Here is a 16,286-nt window from a genome sequence, read left to right on the forward strand (position 1 = left end):
TCGCGCCGCTCCCGGATCTGCTCCCGGCGCCGTTCGCGCGACTGGTCGCCGCGCCCCCGTTCAGTGGCCACGCACGGCCTCCTCGGAATGGAAGTCCGTCTCCCGCCAGTCGTCCGGCAGCAGGTGGTCCAGCACGTCGTCGACGGTGACCGCGCCCAGCAGGGAGCCGCTCTCGTCGACCACGGGCACCGCGACCATGTTGTACGCGGCGAGGTAGCTGGTCACCACCGGGAGCGAGGCGTCCGGCCGCAGCGGCGGCAGGTCCGTGTCCACGATCGAGCTGACCAGGGTGAACGGCGGGTCGCGCAGCAGCCGCTGGAAGTGCACCGTGCCCAGGTACTTGCCCGTCGGCGTCTCGTCCGGCGGCCGGCACACGTACACCTGCGCGGCCAGCGCCGGCGACAGGTCCGACTGCCGTACGCGGGCCAGCGCGTCCGCGACGGTCGCGTCGGGCCGCAGCACGATCGGCTCGGTGGTCATCAGACCGCCCGCCGTCCGCTCCTCGTACGACAGCAGGCGGCGCACGTCGGCCGCGTCGTCCGGCCGCATCAGCGTCAGCAGCCGCTCCTTGTCGTCCTCCGGCAGCTCCGAGAGCAGGTCGGCCGCGTCGTCCGGGTCCATCGCCTCCAGGACGTCGGCGGCGCGCTCCTCCTTCAGCTTGCCGAGGATCTCCACCTGCTCGTCCTCGGGGAGCTCCTCCATGACGTCCGCGAGCCGGTCGTCGTCGAGGGCGTTGGCCACCTCGGCGCGCCGCTTGGGCGTCAGGTGGTGCAGTACGTTCGCCACGTCGGCCGGGCGCATCTGCTCGAAGGTGGCCACCAGGTTCTCGGCGCCCTGCCCGTGCTCCTCCAGGGAGAAGCCCGTCACCGCCGACCACTCCACCGTCAGCGTCTCGCCCCGTCGGCGCAGCGCCCCCGACTTGCCCTTGCGTACGAAGATCCGGTCGATCTCCCAGTCCCGGCGGGCCGGCAACTGCTGGATGGCCACGTCCAGGACGGTGACCTCCTCGTCGTCCGCGACCAGCCGCACCCGGCGGTCCAGCAGTTCGCCGAGGATCAGCCGCTCGGTGGGCCGCTGCTCGAAGCGGCGCATGTTGACCACGCCGGTGGTGATGACCTGGCCGGACTCGACGCCCGTCACCCGGGTCATCGGCAGGAAGATGCGGCGGCGGCTGACGACCTCGACCACCAGGCCCAGCAGCCGCGGCGGGCGGCCGCCGACCCGGAGCATCGCCACGAGGTCGCGGACGCGGCCGACCTGGTCGCCATTGGGGTCGAACACGGGCACACCCGACAGATGCGAGACGAAGATCCGCGGGGCGCCTGCAGCCATCCGAGCGCCTCCTAGAGCGTCAATCAACAGTCGTGCCGCCCCTCAGGCTAGCCCTTGGCGCACGAGGGTGCGCTGGTGGGGCGGTCCGCTCAGGTGTCCCCACGCGGGCGCGGCCGCCCCCGTACGTGCGGGTACGCTGCCTGCTGCCCGCAGACGACCGACGAGAGGCACCCGCCCGTGACCGCCTACTTCCCTGCCGCCCGGCTGCGCAGGGCCGCCTTCGTGGGCGCCCTGTGCGCGGGCCTGGCCGTCGCCGGCACGGGCTGCGGGGCGGACCCCGACGAGGGCACGAACGGGATCGGCAAACTCTCCGCCGAGCAGATCGAGGACAAGGCCAAGGAAGCGGCCACCGGGGCCGACTCGGTGCACCTGTCCGGCACGCTCGTCAGCGGCGGCAAGTCCTTCACCCTCGACATGCGGCTGAAGTCCGACGGCGGCTCCGGCGAGGTGAAGTCGCAGGACGACACCTTCCAGCTGCTGCGGGTGGGGGAGCAGCTCTACCTCAAGGCGAGCGCCGCGTTCTGGGGCCAGTCCGAGGCCGCGGGCAAGCTCGGCGACAAGTACGTGAAGGTGCCCGAGGGCGACCCCTCCTACAAGCAGTTCCGCGGCTTCACCGACATGGACGTCCTGCTGGACGGGCTCCTCGGACTCGACGGGAAGCTCGCCAAGGGCGACTACACCAAGGTCGGGCCCACCCGCGCGGTCCAGGTCACCGCCGACGAGGGCAAGGGCGGCAAGCTCTCGGTCTCCCTGGAGGGCACCCCCTATCCGCTCCTCATGGAACGCGCGGGCGGCGCCGGCCGCGTGGTCCTCGCCGAGTGGGGCAAGGCCTTCCCGCTCGCCCCGCCCGCACAGGACCAGACGGTGGACTACGGCTCCCAGCTGCCGACCACCAAGGAGCAGCAGGACCAGGAAGGCGCGACCAAGCCCTCCGCCACCCCCAAGACCTCCGGCGGCCAGGGAGCCTCCCCCGCCAAGCGGTAACGGGAGCGGGCGGCGACCGCGGCGGGGCGGTCCCCGCCGGACACCCCCTAGCGGGCCGCCTTCTTGCGCTTCAGCAGCAGCTTCGGCAGGCCCGCCGGTACCGGCTTGCGGGTCGTCGCCGGGGAGGCCAGCGGGGCCGCGGCCAGCGACCCGCCCGGCAGCTGCGTGCGCACCGACTCCGGCTCCAGGCGCAGCAGCCGGCACTCCCGCGCCCAGCGCGCGGTCATCTCGTCCGAGTCGGGCGCGTTCAGCCGCTTGCCCTTGAGCTCGGCGACCGCGGCCTCCCACTGCTCACCGCCGGGCACGAGCTGGCGTACGGTCGCGGTCCAGGCGACGAGCCGCCCGCCCTTGTCCTTGCTGCGCACGGTCACCTCGGCGGGCGCCCCGTCCGCGAGGTCCGGGAACGGCTGCTCGCCGGGGCCGTCGCCCAGCACGTGGGCCGCGCCGTCCACCCAGGCGTGCCACAGGGCACGGTCGGCCCCGCTGCCGCGGACCCAGATGAGACCGGACTTCTTGGTGGCCTCCTCGACGAGGGCGAGGTCGAGCGCGCTGAGAGTCATGCGCACAGGGTAGGGGGTCCCCCTGGAGTCCCTACAGCCAGCCGTGGCGCCGCAGGGTGCGGTGGATGGTGAAGCAGATGCCGACGATCGAGGCCATCACCATCGGATAGCCGTACCGCCATTGGAGCTCCGGCATGTGCTCGAAGTTCATCCCGTACACGCCGCAGATCATCGTGGGCACGGCGATGATCGCCGCCCAGGAGGTGATCTTGCGCATGTCCTCGTTCTGCGCGACCGTCGCCTGCGCCAGGTTGGCCTGGAGGATCGAGTTCAGCAGCTCGTCGAAGCCGACGACCTGCTCGTGCACCCGCGCCAGGTGGTCGGCGACGTCGCGGAAGTACTTCTGGATGGCCGGGTCCACCAGCCGCATCGGCCGCTCGCTGAGCAGTTCCATCGGCCGCAGCAGCGGGGCGACGGCCCGCTTGAACTCCAGCACCTCGCGCTTGAGCTGGTAGATGCGCCCCGCGTCGCCGCCGCGCGCGGCGCCCTTGGCGGGAGCGGCGAAGACCTCGCTCTCCACCTCGTCGATGTCGTCCTGCACGGCCGCGGCCACCGCGATGTACCCGTCGACGACGTGGTCGGCGATGGAGTGCAGTACGGCCGAGGGGCCCCGCGAGAGCAGTTCGGGGTCGTCCTGGAGGCGGTGGCGCAGGCTCTTGAGGGAGCCCTGGCCACCGTGCCGGACGGTGATGACGAAGTCGGGGCCCGTGAAGCACATCACCTCGCCGGTCTCCACCACCTCGCTGGTGGAGGTCAGTTCGGCGTGCTCGACGTAGTGGATCGTCTTGAAGACGGTGAACAGCGTCTCGTCGTAGCGCTCCAGCTTCGGTCGCTGGTGCGCGTGCACCGCGTCCTCGACGGCGAGCGGGTGCAGCCCGAAGGTGGCGGCGATCCCGGCGAACTCGGCCTCGGTCGGCTCGTGCAGGCCGATCCACGCGAAGCCGCCGTACTCGCGTACCCGGCGCATCGCCTCACGGGGCGTCAGGCAGGCCGCGCCCGGCTCCCGCGCGTCGCGCCGGCCGTCGCGGTACACGGCGCAGTCGACCACGGCACTGCTGACCGACGGGTCGCGGGTGGTGTCGTAGCCGGGCTGTACGGGGGTGGACCTGCGCAGCGCCGGGCGGACGGCGGCACGGAGGTAGGGCAGCATCGACATGGCAGGCTCCTTCGCACGCACGGCTGCGGACCGTACGGGTGGGAGACCCTCCTGGGCTGTCGGCGGGCAGGCCTGGGCAGCCGGAGGGAAGCAGGACGGGAGGACAAAGTTCTGCCGTCGCTCTTCTACTGATCAGAAGATCACAGGGGGCGCGAATCGCCCGACAGGGAAGTGGAAGAGCGATTGGTACTGCACGATCGACTTCGATCCACCGCAGCCCCACCTCCTCCGGCCGGTCCCCCGTGGAGGACGTCCTGTTGCCGCGGGCCCCGCTGCGTGCGGCCCCGGCCAGCTGTCAACACTAACAGCCGACGGATGGTCAAGACCCGCGCTTTACCCGGCTGATACGAGTTCTATGCTCGCTCCATGGCAGAAATTCTGGCTCTCGTCGAGGCCCGGCTGCGCACCGCGTTCGGCGAACCCGACGCCCGCGCCGCCGTCACCTTCCTGGGCACCGACCGCATCGAAGTCCTCCGCTTCGCGGAGGGCGACCTCGTGCGGTACGCGACGCTCGGCATGTCCGCGCACCCGATGACCGACCCGACGGCCGTGGTCGCCGACCCGGTGCGCGGACCGCGCGCCGAGCTCGTGCTGACCGTACGGGCGGGGCTGGCGGCCACCGACAAGCTGCTGCGGCCGCTCGCGGTCCTGGCGGCCTCGCCGATGGTCGAGGGGCTGATCGTGGCCCCGGGAGCCTCGCTCGACGTGGGCGAACCGCTGTGGGAGGGGGCGCCGTTCAGCTCGGTGCTCGTGGCGGAGCCGGGCGGGCTGGTGGAGGACCTGGAGCTGGACGACCCGATGGACCCGGTGCGCTTCCTGCCCCTGCTCCCGATGACGGCCAACGAGGCGGCGTGGAAGCGCGTGCACGGCGCGGCCGCCCTCCAGGAGCGCTGGCTCGCGCGCGGCACGGATCTGCGGGACCCTCTGCGCAGCGCGGTCGCTCTGGACTGAGCGGTGTCCGGCCCCCGGACGGGTGATCGCGTCTTGACGGGGCGCCGGGCGGGGAGGAACGTGGCTTCTTATGAGGGGCGAACCAAGTTGCCCGAAGTGCGGTGGCCGGGTCAGGGCGCCCGGGCTCTTCGCCGACTCCTGGCAGTGCGCGGTGCACGGTTCCGTGCACCCCTTGCAACCCGTCATCCCACCGAGCGTCGAAGGCCTGGGCGTGGTGGTGCACCGGGCCCAGGTGCCGGTCTGGATGCCGTGGCCACTGCCGGTCGGGTGGCTGTTCACCGGGGTCGCGTCGGCCGGTGACGACCGCAGCGGGGGCCGGGCCACGGCCGTGGCCTGCTCCGGACCCGGGCCGCTGGGCGGCATCGGCGAGCTGCTGCTGATCGCGGAGGAGCTGGGCGTGGGCCTCGGCGCGCGGTACGCGGGCATCGACGGCCCGGACCCCGGCACGTACATGGACGTATCGTCGCCGCCGCACGCCAAGGTGGTCGCGGCGGGCCGGCCGACACCGCTGTGGCACGTCAAGGGGGCCCCCGACGACCGGGCCGTCTTCGCGGGCGAGGCGCGCGGACTATGGCTCTGGGCCATCCTCTGGCCGGAGCAGTCCGGCCTGCTCATGTACGACGAGCTCGTCCTCACCGACCTGCGTGACGCGGGAGCCGAGGTCGAGCTCCTTCCGTGCGGGGCGCTGAGCCCGCGGGTGCTGGGCCCGGCCTAGGGAGTGGCGTCGGCCGCCCGAAGGGCGGGGCAGGCCCCGCCGGCCAGACGGGACTTTGACGACACGACCTAGTGCCGTGACCGGCAAGGCTCACCGGGGCGCGGGGACCTTGAGGACCTTGGGCCCGGTTATCCTGGAGCGTCCCCCCGTTCGACCGAAACACCCTGGAGCTCGGCTGTGCGCATCGACCTGCACGCCCACTCCACGGCTTCCGACGGGACCGACACCCCCGCCGAGCTGGTGCGCAACGCCGCGGGGGCCGGGCTGGACGTCGTCGCGCTGACCGACCACGACACCGTGCGCGGGTACGCCGAGGCCATCGCCGCGGTGCCCGCCGGGCTGACGCTGGTGACCGGCGCGGAGCTCTCCTGCCGGCTCGACGGGGTCGGGCTGCACATGCTCGCGTACCTCTTCGACCCCGAGGAGCCCGAGTTCGCGGCCGAGCGGGAGCTCGTACGGGACGACCGCACGCCCCGCGCGCAGGCCATGGTCGGCAAGCTCCAGGCGCTGGGCGTCGGCATCACCTGGGAGCAGGTGGCCCGGATCGCCGGTGAGGGCTCCGTGGGCCGCCCGCACATCGCCACCGCGCTCGTGGAGCTCGGGGTCGTCCCCACCGTCTCGGACGCCTTCACTCCCGACTGGCTCGCCGACGGCGGCCGTGCCTACGCGGAGAAGCACGAACTCGACCCCTTCGACGCCATCCGCCTGGTCAAGGCGGCCGGCGGTGTCACCGTCTTCGCGCACCCGGCCGCCGTCAAGCGCGGCCAGTGCGTCCCCGAGGACGCGATAGCCGCCCTCGCCGCGGCCGGTCTCGACGGCATCGAGGTCGACCACATGGACCACGACGCCGCCACCCGCGCCCGGCTGCGCGCCCTGGCCGCCGAGGTCGGGCTGCTGACCACCGGGTCCAGCGACTACCACGGCAGCCGCAAGTCCTGCCGTCTCGGGGAGTACACGACCGACCCCGAGATCTACGGCGAGATCACGCGCCGGGCCACCGGGGCCTTCCCCGTTCCCGGCGCGGGCGGACGTACCGGCGCCTGAGCGAGCGCCGCCGCCCCCACCCGCCCTTTTCTTCGTAACACCCCTCTCCTGCAAGGCATCACTGTGTTCGATTTCGCCGTCTTCGGATCCCTATTTCTCACGCTTTTTGTGATTATGGACCCCCCGGGGATCACGCCCATCTTCCTCGCCCTGACCTCGGGCCGTCCGGCCAAGGTGCAGCGCCGCATGGCCTGGCAGGCCGTCTGCGTGGCCTTCGGGGTCATCGCGGTCTTCGGCCTCTGCGGCCAGCAGATCCTGAACTACCTGCACGTCTCCGTCCCGGCCCTGATGATCGCCGGTGGTCTGCTGCTCCTGCTCATCGCGCTCGACCTGCTCACCGGCAAGACCGACGAGCCGAAGCAGACCAAGGACGTCAACGTCGCCCTCGTCCCGCTCGGCATGCCCCTGCTGGCCGGGCCCGGCGCGATCGTGTCGGTCATCCTGGCGGTGCAGAAGGCCGAGGGGTTCAGCGGCCAGGTCTCCGTGTGGACCGCGATCGTCGCCATGCACGTGGTGCTGTGGGTGGTCATGCGGTACTCGCTCGTCATCATCCGCGTCATCAAGGACGGTGGCGTCGTCCTCGTGACCCGGCTGGCCGGCATGATGCTCTCCGCCATCGCCGTCCAGCAGATCATCAACGGCGTGCTCCAGGTCATCCGCACGTCCTAGTGCGCACGGCGCACAGCGCAGTGCGCCACGCATGCGAACGCCCCCGCACCGGATCGGTGCGGGGGCGTTCGTCGTCGTGTGCCAAGCGTCAGGAGGACGCACTCTCGGCCGGTCGGATCAGAATGCGCTGGCCGACGGCTGCGGCCTGCTGCACGATCCGGTTGACGGAGGCCGCGTCCACGACGGTGCTGTCCACGGCGGATCCGTCGACGTCGTCCAGGCGCAGAATCTCGAAGCGCACGGGGCTTCTCCCTTCGTCAGTGTTCTCCTTGCACAGGGTTAACGAAGTGTAAGCCGCAAACATTCCCTACGCTAAGGAAATTTTTTCACTGGCTAACTACTACCGGGTACAGGAGTCCCAGAACGCCGCCAGCGCAGCGGCCGTGGCCGCCGGATCCTCGGCGTTGGGGGAGTGCTCCGTACCCGGGACGACCACCCGCTCCGCGCCGAGCCGCTCGGCCATGGAGTCCATCACCGAGACCGGCCACACCGGGTCCGAGACCCCGGACAGCACCAGCTTCGCCAGTCCGGGCGCCGCGAGCACCAGGTCGTCGATCCGGTCGGGCTCGCCGATCAGCAACCGCCCGGTGGCGATCAGCTGCTCTGGCACGGTGCCCAGCCAGCGCCTGCGCAGGAAGTCCATGAGCTCGGGCGACTCGGGCGGCGCGTCGCGCGGGTCCTGGGCGCGCATGGCGGCCCAGATGCCCGGCATGTCGTCGCGCATCGCCTCCAGCGCGGCGACCAGCAGCTTCGTACGGGCCTGCTGCTCCTCGCAGACGGCGCCGGGGCCGGTGCTCATCAGCGTGAGGCTCGCGAACGGTCCCGGCTCGCGCACCACGGCGGCCCGCACGATCAGCCCGCCGAGCGAATGCCCCAGCAGGTGGAGCGGACCGCTGCCCAGCGCGGCCGCCTGGGCCAGGACGTCACGCGCCAGCTCCTCCAGCGCGTACGGGGCCTCCGTACGCGCGCCGGGGGTCTCGAACTGCCCGCGCCCGTCGACGGCGACCACCCGGTACCCGGCGGCCGCCAGCGGCTCCAGGAGGCCGATGAAGTCCTCCTTGCTGCCGGTGTACCCGGGGACCAGCAGAGCGGTGCCGCGCACCGGCTCACCGGCCTCCTGTACGGCGAACTCGCCGCGGGCCGTGCCCAGGCGGTACGTGCGGGCGTCGGGCGGCAGGGTGAGGCGCGGCGGCTTGCTCATGGCGCTCACGTTACTGGCCGGTCGGGGTGTCCGGGAACGCCGACGGCCCGGCCCCCTGGACGGGGAGCCGGGCCATCGGGACGTGCTCGGGCGGTTACGCCTCGGGCGCCGCCGCGGCCTTGCGGGTACGGGTGCGCTTCGGCTTGGCCGGAGCCTCCTCGGCGACCGGGGCGGACGCGGCGGCCGGAGCCGCCTCGGCGGCCTTGCGGGGCCGGGCGGCCCGGCGGGCCTTGACCGGCTCCACGGGCGGGGCCATCTGGAAGTCCGGCTCCGGGGCGGTCTCGGCGACCTTGCGGATCCGCGGACGCCGCGGCCTGAGCGGGGCCTCCTCGGCCTCGGCGACCGGGGCCGGCGCCACGGGGGCCTCGGCGACGGCGGCGACGGCCTTGCGGGTACGGGTCCGCTTCGGCTTGGCCGGAGCCTCCTCGACGACCGCGACCGGGGCGGCGACAGCGACGGCGACCGGAGCCTCGACCACGGCGGCCTCGACCACGGCGGCCTCGGCCACGGCGGCGGCGGCCGCGGCACCGGCGGCCGCGCGGGTCCGGCGACGGCGCGGCTTGCGCGGCTCGTCGGCGGCCGGGGCCTCGACGGCCTCCGCCACCGGGGTCACCGGCGCGAGCGCGGCCTCGGAGCCCAGCTCCGAACCGCCGCGCGTACGGCGGCGCTGGCGCGGCGTACGGGTACGGGCCGGACGCTCCTCGACCACCGGGGCAGCGGCGGCCGGGCCGCGACCGCCACGGCCACCGCGGCCGCCGGTCTCGCCCAGGTCCTCCAGCTCCTCGGCCTTCAGGCCGGCCCGCGTGCGCTCGGCGCGCGGCAGGATGCCCTTGGTGCCGGCCGGGATGTTCAGCTGCTCGAACAGGTGCGGGGACGTGGAGTACGTCTCCTCGGGCTCGTGGAAGTCGAGCTCCAGCGCCTTGTTGATCAGCTGCCAGCGCGGGATGTCGTCCCAGTCGACCAGGGTGACGGCCGTGCCCTTGTTGCCCGCGCGGCCGGTACGGCCCACGCGGTGCAGGAAGGTCTTCTCGTCCTCGGGCGTCTGGTAGTTGATGACGTGGGTCACACCCTCGACATCGATACCGCGCGCGGCGACGTCGGTGCAGACCAGCACGTCGACCTTGCCGTTGCGGAAGGCGCGCAGCGCCTGCTCGCGGGCGCCCTGGCCCAGGTCGCCGTGGACGGCGCCGGACGCGAAGCCGCGCTTCTCCAGCTGCTCGGCGATGTCGGCCGCCGTGCGCTTGGTACGGCAGAAGATCATGGCGAGCCCGCGGCCCTCGGCCTGCAGGATGCGGGAGACGAGCTCCGGCTTGTCCATGTTGTGCGCGCGGAAGACGTGCTGCGCGATGTTGGCGACCGTCGCGCCCTCGCCGTCCTCGGAGACGGCGCGGATGTGGGTCGGCTGCGTCATGTACCGGCGGGCCAGGCCGATGACCGCGCCCGGCATGGTCGCCGAGAACAGCATCGTCTGACGCTTCGCCGGGAGGTGGCTCATGATCTTCTCGACGTCGGGCAGGAAGCCCAGGTCGAGCATCTCGTCGGCCTCGTCCAGGACGAGCGCCTTGACGTGCGAGAGGTCGAGCTTCTTCTGACCGGCCAGGTCGAGCAGGCGGCCCGGGGTGCCGACGATGACGTCGACGCCCTTCTTGAGCGCCTCGACCTGGGGCTCGTACGCGCGGCCGCCGTATATGGCGAGGACGCGGACGTTGCGGACCTTGCCCGCGGTCAGGAGGTCGTTGGTGACCTGGGTGCACAGCTCGCGGGTCGGAACCACCACGAGGGCCTGCGGGGCGTCGGTCAGCTGCTCGGGCTTGGCCCGGCCGGCCTCGACGTCCGCGGGGACGACGACCCGCTCCAGCAGCGGAAGGCCGAAACCGAGCGTCTTGCCGGTTCCGGTCTTCGCCTGGCCGATGACGTCCGTGCCGGAAAGGGCGACGGGGAGGGTCATCTCCTGGATCGGGAAGGGGGACACAATGCCGACGGCCTCGAGGGCTTCGGCCGTCTCGGGAAAGATCCCGAGGTCTCGGAACGTAGTCAGGGTGCTGCCTCTTCTGTGAGACGCGGCGCGAGGCGGCGAAAGGGGGGTCGTACCGTGCCTGGCTTGCAGTACTGCGACGTACCGACAAAGCTGCGCGGGACCACGAGCCTTCGCTCAAGCGCTTGTGCCGCTGAGGGGGCCCCTCGTGGGAGGCGGTACGCATGAACGTACGCATCACGCCGAGGGCGGTCGGGTTGGAGCCGATCGGGCCACCGACCGGGCATCCTCATTCGGATGGCCCGCCGAGTATTCGGCAGGCGCATTACCACTGTACCCCGGAATCGCGCAGGTGTGTCGGGTGAATTCACCAGGTAGGCGCGTTTAGGTGGACTGACCAGGTGGTTCACTGTCCCTTTCGGCGGGCTATTGTGCGGAGCATGTCGACCGTAGAAAACGCATCGCCCGCCGATGACAGCTCCCCCGTCGAGGCGGCCGGTATCGCCGCCCAGGACTGGGCCACCGCCTCCGCCTCGCCCCAGTACCGGGCCGCCGTGGTGGACCTGCTCGGCGCGCTGGCGTACGGAGAGCTCGCGGCCTTCGAGCGCCTCGCGGAGGACGCGAAGCTCGCGCCCACCCTCGACGACAAGGCCGAGCTCGCGAAGATGGCCTCCGCCGAGTTCCACCACTTCGAGCGCCTGCGCGACCGGCTCGCGGCGATCGACGCCGAGCCCACCGCCGCCATGCAGCCCTTCGCGAAGGGCGTCGACGACTTCCACCGCCAGACCGCGCCGTCCGACTGGCTGGAGGGCCTGGTCAAGGCCTACGTCGGCGACTCGATCGCCAGCGACTTCTACCGCGAGGTCGCCACGCACCTGGACACCGACACCCGCGCGCTCGTCGTGAGCGTGCTGGACGACACGGGCCACGGCGGCTTCGCCGTCGAGAAGGTCCGCGCCGCCATCGAGGCCGACCCGCGCTGCGGCGGCCGGCTCGCGCTGTGGGCCCGCCGGCTGATGGGCGAGGCGCTCTCGCAGGCCCAGCGCGTGGTCGCCGAGCGCGACGCGCTCTCGACCATGCTGGTCGGCGGCGTCGACGGAATGGCGGCGGGCTTCGACCTCGCGGCCGTCGGCGAGATGTTCACCCGCATCACCAAGGCCCACACCAAGCGCATGGCCGCGCTGGGCCTGGCCGCCTAGCTCTGCCCTCGGGCCCTGGAGCCCGTACGTCGGCCCCGGCCGCGGAAGTGACCGCGCCGGGGCCGAGGTGTGTCCGGAAGGGGGCTACTCAGCCCCTCGTCGGGACCGAAAACGGAGTCCGGGGGGACGGCCTCCCGGTGCGGCGCCCGGGGCGCAGCAGCAGCGACAGGACCACCGCCGCCACCAGCAGCCCGCCGCCGAAGGTCGCGAAGAGGGTGTTGTGCCCCGGGCCGAGCGCGGTGTGCGTCAGATAGGCCCCGAAGAGCGCGCCCAGCACCCCGCTGACCAGCACCACCCGCGGGGAGGGCAGCCGCTGCCCGACCACTCGCACGGCCGCTCCCGACAGGGCCAGGCCCACCAGAGCAGAGCCGAGCGCTTCGATCAGCAGCATGGGGTTCCTCCCATACGTCGGGGCAAACCGGGTCACTGCGGTCCTACCCGAAGCGGAGGAACGAGAAACGGCCCGGTGGGATCAACCACCGGGCCGTTCTCTTCGACTTCTCTTCGACTTCTCGGAAGTCCGGTCGAGTGCTCAGAGAGCGCCGAAACCGACCTTGCGCGCGCTGGGCTCGCCCAGGTCCACGTACGACAGGCGGTCGGCCGGAACCAGCACCTTGCGGCCCTTGACGTCGGTCAGGCTCAGCAGCGCCGACTGGCCGGACAGAGCGGCGGCGACGATGCTCTCCAGCTCCTCGGCGCTCAGGTCGCTCTCCAGAACGATCTCCCGGGGTGCGTGCTGCACGCCGATCTTGACCTCCACGGCCTTGTCCCTCCGACGGTCCGGTTCGCGCGATCAGCCGCGCCGTTACCCGGTCCACATTAGCCCGGAGAGAGGACGTGTCCGCCGCACGGCGGACACGCTCGCAGCGAACAGGCGCCCGTCAGGGCCGGTCAGCGGCTCAGACGTCCGTCGGGTGCAGCGGGAAACCGGCGATTCCGCGCCATGCCAGCGAGGTCAGGAGCCCCACCGCGGTGTCCCGGGCGACCGGGCTCTCGCTGGAGAGCCAGTACCGGGCGACGACCTGCGAGACGCCGCCCAGGCCCACGGCCAGCAGCATCGACTCGTCCTTCGACAGGCCGGTGTCCTCGGCGATGACGTCGGAGATGGCCTCGGCGCACTGGAGGGACACGCGGTCCACGCGCTCGCGCACGGCCGGCTCGTTCGTCAGGTCGGACTCGAAGACCAGCCGGAAGGCGCCGCCCTCGTCCTCCACGTACGCGAAGTAGGCGTCCATGGTCGCCGCCACGCGCAGCTTGTTGTCGGTCGTCGACGCGAGCGCGGTGCGCACGGCGAGCAGCAGGGCCTCGCAGTGCTGGTCCAGCAGCGCCAGGTAGAGGTCGAGCTTCCCCGGGAAGTGCTGGTACAGAACCGGCTTGCTGACCCCGGCGCGCTCGGCGATGTCGTCCATCGCCGCGGCGTGGTAACCCTGCGCGACGAAGACCTCCTGGGCCGCGCCCAGCAGCTGGTTGCGCCGGGCTCGGCGCGGCAGTCGCGTGCCCCGCGGACGCGCTGCCTCGGTCTGCTCGATGGCTGTCACGCCGCCTCCCACTTTCTCTAAGAACACAGTGCGCTCTGCGCCGCGCCGCCATCGTACTTTTCGGTAACCGAATCTGGAGGGTTCAAGCCGAGTTTTCTCGCGGTACGGACCGGTCGGACCTGCTGGTCAGGGGGTAGTCGGCGCGGGTCATCGGTAGTCGTCCTCGTCCAGGGGCACCACCCGGGCCTGCTCCGCGGCGTCACCGTCCGCGGCCTCGCCCCGCTCCGGTGCGGCGACCGGGTCGTCCTCGCTCTGCTGCAGGTCGGTCCGCTGCTCGGCCGCATCCGCCTCGGGTGCCTCGACGTCGGGTGCCTCCCGGAGCTGTTCCTGGAAGGTTTCCGGTTCTGCGGGGTCGACAGTCATGGGGCTCCCCTTCTTCTCTCATTACGAGCGTAGGAGGATCGCGAATACCCCGCTACGCGGGTCCGCATGCCTGCGTGATGCGGCTGTGACGGCGAACACAAGAGCCCCGACGTGATCGTCTCGTAACATTGCCCCCATGTCTTCGACCGAGCTGCCGGGTGTGCGGTCCGCCGCCGAGCCGTCCTCCCAGGTGGGAGCCGTTCGGATGGCCGAGGGTGAGCAGCTGCGCACCGACCGGCTGCCCGGACTCGACCTGACCGTCCGCGTGCGCCCGCCGCTGCGCACCGGCCTTCCGCCGGCGCTATTCGTACACGGGCTCGGCGGGTCTTCGCAGAACTGGTCCGCACTCATGGCGCGGCTCGCCGACACCGTCGACGGGGAGGCCCTGGACCTGCCGGGCTTCGGCTGGTCCCCGCCGCCCGCCGACCGGGACTACTCCGTCACCGGGCTCGCCCGCGCCGTCATCCGCCACCTGGACGCCGCCGAGCGCGGACCCGTGCACCTGTTCGGCAACTCCCTCGGCGGGGCCGTCTCCACCCGCGTCGCGGCCGTCCGGCCCGACCTCGTGCGCACCCTGACGCTGATCTCGCCCGCCCTGCCCGAGCTGCGCGTGCAGAAGTCGGCCGTGCCGACCGCGCTGCTCGCGGTGCCCGGGGTGGCCGCGCTCTTCGGCCGCCTGACCCGCGACCTGACCGCCGAGCAGCGCACCCGCGGGGTGATGGGCCTCTGCTACGGGGACCCCTCCCAGGTGACCCCGGAGGCCTTCCGGTACGCGGTCGAGGAGATGGAGCGGAGGCTCGCCCTCCCGTACTTCTGGGACGCGATGACCCGTTCCTCGCGCGGCATCGTCGACGCGTACACCCTCGGCGGGCAGCACGGGCTGTGGCGCCAGGCCCAACGGGTTCTCGCCCCCACGCTCTTGGTCTACGGTGGCCGGGACCAACTGGTCTCGTACCGCATGGCCCGCAAGGCCGCGTCGGCCTTCCGGGGTTCGCGGCTGCTGTGCCTGCCCGAGGCCGGGCACGTGGCGATGATGGAGTACCCCGAGGTGGTCGCGGCCGCCTTCCGGGAACTGCTCGACGACGAAAACGGCAAGGGCTGAGGACGACCGTGGGACGACATAGTCGCAAGGACCCCGCTCCTGCCGCGGCGCCCGCCCCCGCAGCGGCTGCGCAGGCCCCGGTCCACCCGTACGAGGAACCCCGCGGGCGCCAGCACCCCGAACCCACCGTCACCCACCAGGGATACGTGCCCCCGGCGCGCGTCGCGTACGGCGCGCGCGGCGGCCACCCCCAGCACCGCGAACCCGGCGGCGCCTGGGGCGCCGGTCCGGGCTCCGGGTCCGGCGCGGTGTACGGGGACTGGCGCGGAGTGCCGCGCGACAGCGACACCCCGGCCTTCGGCACCCCCGCGGTCGGCTTCCCGCAGGTCACCCTGGATCCGCCGCGGCCCGCCCCGGCGGCGCCCCGGCCCGCGTCCGACCCCCTCACCTCCACCGGCTCGCACCGGCGGGTGCCCGCGCCCCGCAAGCCGGCCGACGACGCCGCCGCGCAGCGGCCCGGCTCCGGCCGCGGCGCCAAGGTCCGTACGTACACCGGCATGGCGGCCGCGGCCGTCACCACCGTGCTCGCCGTCGTCGTGGCCGGCCAGGTCGCCACCGACGGCGACTCGGGCAAGGCCGACGCGCGCGCCGCCGACGACGGCCGGGTCCGCGCCGCCCAGGGCAATTCCGCCGCCTCCCGGTCCGACGGCCGCCCGACGCCGGCCGCGTCGGGGGGTGCGAACGCCGCCCCGGCGGCGCCGGCCGCGCCCGAGCCGACGTACGAGCAGCGGATGGCGCAGCAGCTCCCGATCGACGAGAAGCTGAAGGGCCCCGGCACCTTCGACACCGTGCCCGGGGTGGCTCCGGCGCCCGGCAAGGGCAAGCTGATCCGCTACCGCGTCGATGTGGAGCAGGGGCTCGGCCTGGACGGGCAGCTCTTCGCCGAGGCCGTCCACCGCACCCTCAACGACCCGCGCAGCTGGGGCCACGGGGGCACCAAGACCTTCGAGCGGGTGCCGGGCGGCGAGGCCGACTTCGTGATCACGCTCGCCAGCCCCGGGACCACCGGCGTCTGGTGTGCCAAGTCCGGCCTGGACACCACCGTCGACAACGTCTCCTGCGACTCGGCGTCCACCGACCGCGTGATGATCAACGCGTACCGCTGGGCTCAGGGCTCCGCGACGTACGGCGCGGACCAGATGTTCGCCTACCGCCAGATGCTCATCAACCACGAGGTCGGGCACCGGCTCGGGCACGGCCACGTGAACTGCCAGACGCCCGGCGCGCTCGCGCCGATCATGCAGCAGCAGACGAAGTCCCTGGACATCGGCGGAATCCAGTGCAAGCCCAACCCGTGGGTGTTCCCCGGTAGTTGACCGGAGCCCGGCACCGGGGTGCCGGAACCTGTCGTCGCTGCCGCGCCCTTTCTAGCGTGCTCGAACGCGAACCGTACGGGAAAGTTACGACTCTTCACCCCTTCCGGTGGCGCGACGGACAACCGTCCGTCGCGCCTTCGGCATATCCGCTTGAGTTCTCCCGCGGCGGGTCGCCGGACCG

18 protein-coding genes are annotated in these 16,286 nt (G+C 72.6%); 8 read left to right on the top strand and 10 right to left on the bottom strand.

Annotated elements, in window-relative coordinates; translation table 11 throughout:
• Positions 1-60: 60 nt before the first annotated feature.
• Positions 61-1,332, bottom strand: a complete 1,272-nt coding sequence (locus ACZ7GJ_RS03875; protein ID WP_470749117.1) for a magnesium transporter MgtE N-terminal domain-containing protein — start codon at positions 1,330-1,332, stop codon at positions 61-63.
• A 177-nt stretch (positions 1,333-1,509) separates the two neighbouring features.
• Here ACZ7GJ_RS03875 and ACZ7GJ_RS03880 point away from each other — a divergent pair, with 177 nt between their 5' ends.
• Positions 1,510-2,316 carry a hypothetical protein gene (locus ACZ7GJ_RS03880; RefSeq protein ID WP_470749119.1) on the top strand — a complete coding sequence of 269 codons (807 nt, stop codon included), beginning with the start codon at positions 1,510-1,512 and terminating at the stop codon, positions 2,314-2,316.
• A 47-nt stretch (positions 2,317-2,363) separates the two neighbouring features.
• Here ACZ7GJ_RS03880 and ACZ7GJ_RS03885 read toward each other — a convergent pair whose 3' ends face one another.
• Positions 2,364-2,876: a hypothetical protein gene (locus tag ACZ7GJ_RS03885; protein ID WP_470749120.1), complete on the bottom strand. Its 513-nt coding sequence runs from the start codon at positions 2,874-2,876 to the stop codon at positions 2,364-2,366.
• A 31-nt stretch (positions 2,877-2,907) separates the two neighbouring features.
• Positions 2,908-4,032, bottom strand: coding sequence for a magnesium and cobalt transport protein CorA (locus tag ACZ7GJ_RS03890; RefSeq protein WP_470749121.1), 1,125 nt, complete (start codon positions 4,030-4,032; stop codon positions 2,908-2,910).
• Between the two features lie 366 nt (positions 4,033-4,398).
• Between ACZ7GJ_RS03890 and ACZ7GJ_RS03895 the strand changes: the two genes are divergently transcribed.
• The 4 genes from ACZ7GJ_RS03895 (at position 4,399) to ACZ7GJ_RS03910 (ending at position 7,411) form a co-directional block, all read left to right on the top strand.
• Positions 4,399-4,983, top strand: coding sequence for a suppressor of fused domain protein (locus ACZ7GJ_RS03895; RefSeq protein WP_365918708.1), 585 nt, complete (start codon positions 4,399-4,401; stop codon positions 4,981-4,983).
• A 70-nt stretch (positions 4,984-5,053) separates the two neighbouring features.
• Positions 5,054-5,698: a DUF6758 family protein gene (locus ACZ7GJ_RS03900; RefSeq protein WP_470749124.1), complete on the top strand. Its 645-nt coding sequence runs from the start codon at positions 5,054-5,056 to the stop codon at positions 5,696-5,698.
• Positions 5,699-5,875: 177 nt separating this feature from the next.
• A complete protein-coding gene (locus tag ACZ7GJ_RS03905) occupies positions 5,876-6,742 on the top strand; it encodes a PHP domain-containing protein (protein WP_470749126.1) in 867 nt (288 codons plus the stop codon).
• A 63-nt stretch (positions 6,743-6,805) separates the two neighbouring features.
• Positions 6,806-7,411, top strand: a complete 606-nt coding sequence (locus ACZ7GJ_RS03910) for a MarC family protein (protein WP_365918702.1) — start codon at positions 6,806-6,808, stop codon at positions 7,409-7,411.
• Positions 7,412-7,499: 88 nt separating this feature from the next.
• Here ACZ7GJ_RS03910 and ACZ7GJ_RS03915 read toward each other — a convergent pair whose 3' ends face one another.
• The 3 genes from ACZ7GJ_RS03915 to ACZ7GJ_RS03925 form a co-directional block, all read right to left on the bottom strand.
• Positions 7,500-7,652, bottom strand: coding sequence for a hypothetical protein (locus ACZ7GJ_RS03915; RefSeq protein WP_166663124.1), 153 nt, complete (start codon positions 7,650-7,652; stop codon positions 7,500-7,502).
• A 99-nt stretch (positions 7,653-7,751) separates the two neighbouring features.
• Positions 7,752-8,612 (bottom strand): alpha/beta fold hydrolase, encoded by an 861-nt coding sequence (locus ACZ7GJ_RS03920; RefSeq protein ID WP_470749128.1) that lies wholly within the window; start codon positions 8,610-8,612, stop codon positions 7,752-7,754.
• 94 nt (positions 8,613-8,706) lie between these two features.
• Positions 8,707-10,560 carry a DEAD/DEAH box helicase gene (locus ACZ7GJ_RS03925; RefSeq protein WP_470749130.1) on the bottom strand — a complete coding sequence of 618 codons (1,854 nt, stop codon included), beginning with the start codon at positions 10,558-10,560 and terminating at the stop codon, positions 8,707-8,709.
• A 467-nt stretch (positions 10,561-11,027) separates the two neighbouring features.
• On the opposite strand from ACZ7GJ_RS03925, the gene ACZ7GJ_RS03930 reads away from it, so the two are divergent.
• Positions 11,028-11,786 (top strand): ferritin-like fold-containing protein, encoded by a 759-nt coding sequence (locus ACZ7GJ_RS03930; RefSeq protein WP_470749132.1) that lies wholly within the window; start codon positions 11,028-11,030, stop codon positions 11,784-11,786.
• 88 nt (positions 11,787-11,874) lie between these two features.
• Here ACZ7GJ_RS03930 and ACZ7GJ_RS03935 read toward each other — a convergent pair whose 3' ends face one another.
• The 4 genes from ACZ7GJ_RS03935 to ACZ7GJ_RS03950 form a co-directional block, all read right to left on the bottom strand.
• Positions 11,875-12,177: a hypothetical protein gene (locus ACZ7GJ_RS03935; RefSeq protein WP_470749134.1), complete on the bottom strand. Its 303-nt coding sequence runs from the start codon at positions 12,175-12,177 to the stop codon at positions 11,875-11,877.
• 141 nt (positions 12,178-12,318) lie between these two features.
• The gene (locus tag ACZ7GJ_RS03940; RefSeq protein ID WP_470749136.1) at positions 12,319-12,546 is read right to left on the bottom strand and encodes a DUF3107 domain-containing protein; all 228 of its coding nucleotides are present in this window, start codon (positions 12,544-12,546) and stop codon (positions 12,319-12,321) included.
• 139 nt (positions 12,547-12,685) lie between these two features.
• Positions 12,686-13,324: a TetR/AcrR family transcriptional regulator gene (locus ACZ7GJ_RS03945; protein ID WP_365918689.1), complete on the bottom strand. Its 639-nt coding sequence runs from the start codon at positions 13,322-13,324 to the stop codon at positions 12,686-12,688.
• 147 nt (positions 13,325-13,471) lie between these two features.
• A complete protein-coding gene (locus tag ACZ7GJ_RS03950) occupies positions 13,472-13,687 on the bottom strand; it encodes a hypothetical protein (protein ID WP_470749138.1) in 216 nt (71 codons plus the stop codon).
• A gap of 136 nt (positions 13,688-13,823) precedes the next feature.
• On the opposite strand from ACZ7GJ_RS03950, the gene ACZ7GJ_RS03955 reads away from it, so the two are divergent.
• Positions 13,824-14,789: an alpha/beta fold hydrolase gene (locus ACZ7GJ_RS03955; RefSeq protein ID WP_470749140.1), complete on the top strand. Its 966-nt coding sequence runs from the start codon at positions 13,824-13,826 to the stop codon at positions 14,787-14,789.
• A gap of 8 nt (positions 14,790-14,797) precedes the next feature.
• Positions 14,798-16,105 (top strand): DUF3152 domain-containing protein, encoded by a 1,308-nt coding sequence (locus tag ACZ7GJ_RS03960; RefSeq protein WP_470749142.1) that lies wholly within the window; start codon positions 14,798-14,800, stop codon positions 16,103-16,105.
• Positions 16,106-16,286: the final 181 nt, after the last annotated feature.

This window comes from Streptomyces sp. NPDC037242, from assembly GCF_055604165.1.

Excerpts from the sequence above, each read along its gene's own strand:
- ACZ7GJ_RS03890 (WP_470749121.1), bottom strand. The coding sequence starts at position 4,032 with ATGTCGATGCTGCCCTACCTCCGTGCCGCCGTCCGCCCGGCGCTGCGC.
- ACZ7GJ_RS03925 (WP_470749130.1), bottom strand. The coding sequence starts at position 10,560 with ATGACCCTCCCCGTCGCCCTTTCCGGCACGGACGTCATCGGCCAGGCG.
- ACZ7GJ_RS03895 (WP_365918708.1), top strand. The coding sequence starts at position 4,399 with ATGGCAGAAATTCTGGCTCTCGTCGAGGCCCGGCTGCGCACCGCGTTC.
- ACZ7GJ_RS03920 (WP_470749128.1), bottom strand. The coding sequence starts at position 8,612 with ATGAGCAAGCCGCCGCGCCTCACCCTGCCGCCCGACGCCCGCACGTAC.
- ACZ7GJ_RS03955 (WP_470749140.1), top strand. The coding sequence starts at position 13,824 with ATGTCTTCGACCGAGCTGCCGGGTGTGCGGTCCGCCGCCGAGCCGTCC.
- ACZ7GJ_RS03885 (WP_470749120.1), bottom strand. The coding sequence starts at position 2,876 with ATGACTCTCAGCGCGCTCGACCTCGCCCTCGTCGAGGAGGCCACCAAG.
- ACZ7GJ_RS03935 (WP_470749134.1), bottom strand. The coding sequence starts at position 12,177 with ATGCTGCTGATCGAAGCGCTCGGCTCTGCTCTGGTGGGCCTGGCCCTG.
- ACZ7GJ_RS03875 (WP_470749117.1), bottom strand. The coding sequence starts at position 1,332 with ATGGCTGCAGGCGCCCCGCGGATCTTCGTCTCGCATCTGTCGGGTGTG.
- ACZ7GJ_RS03900 (WP_470749124.1), top strand. The coding sequence starts at position 5,054 with ATGAGGGGCGAACCAAGTTGCCCGAAGTGCGGTGGCCGGGTCAGGGCG.
- ACZ7GJ_RS03950 (WP_470749138.1), bottom strand. The coding sequence starts at position 13,687 with ATGACTGTCGACCCCGCAGAACCGGAAACCTTCCAGGAACAGCTCCGG.
- ACZ7GJ_RS03930 (WP_470749132.1), top strand. The coding sequence starts at position 11,028 with ATGTCGACCGTAGAAAACGCATCGCCCGCCGATGACAGCTCCCCCGTC.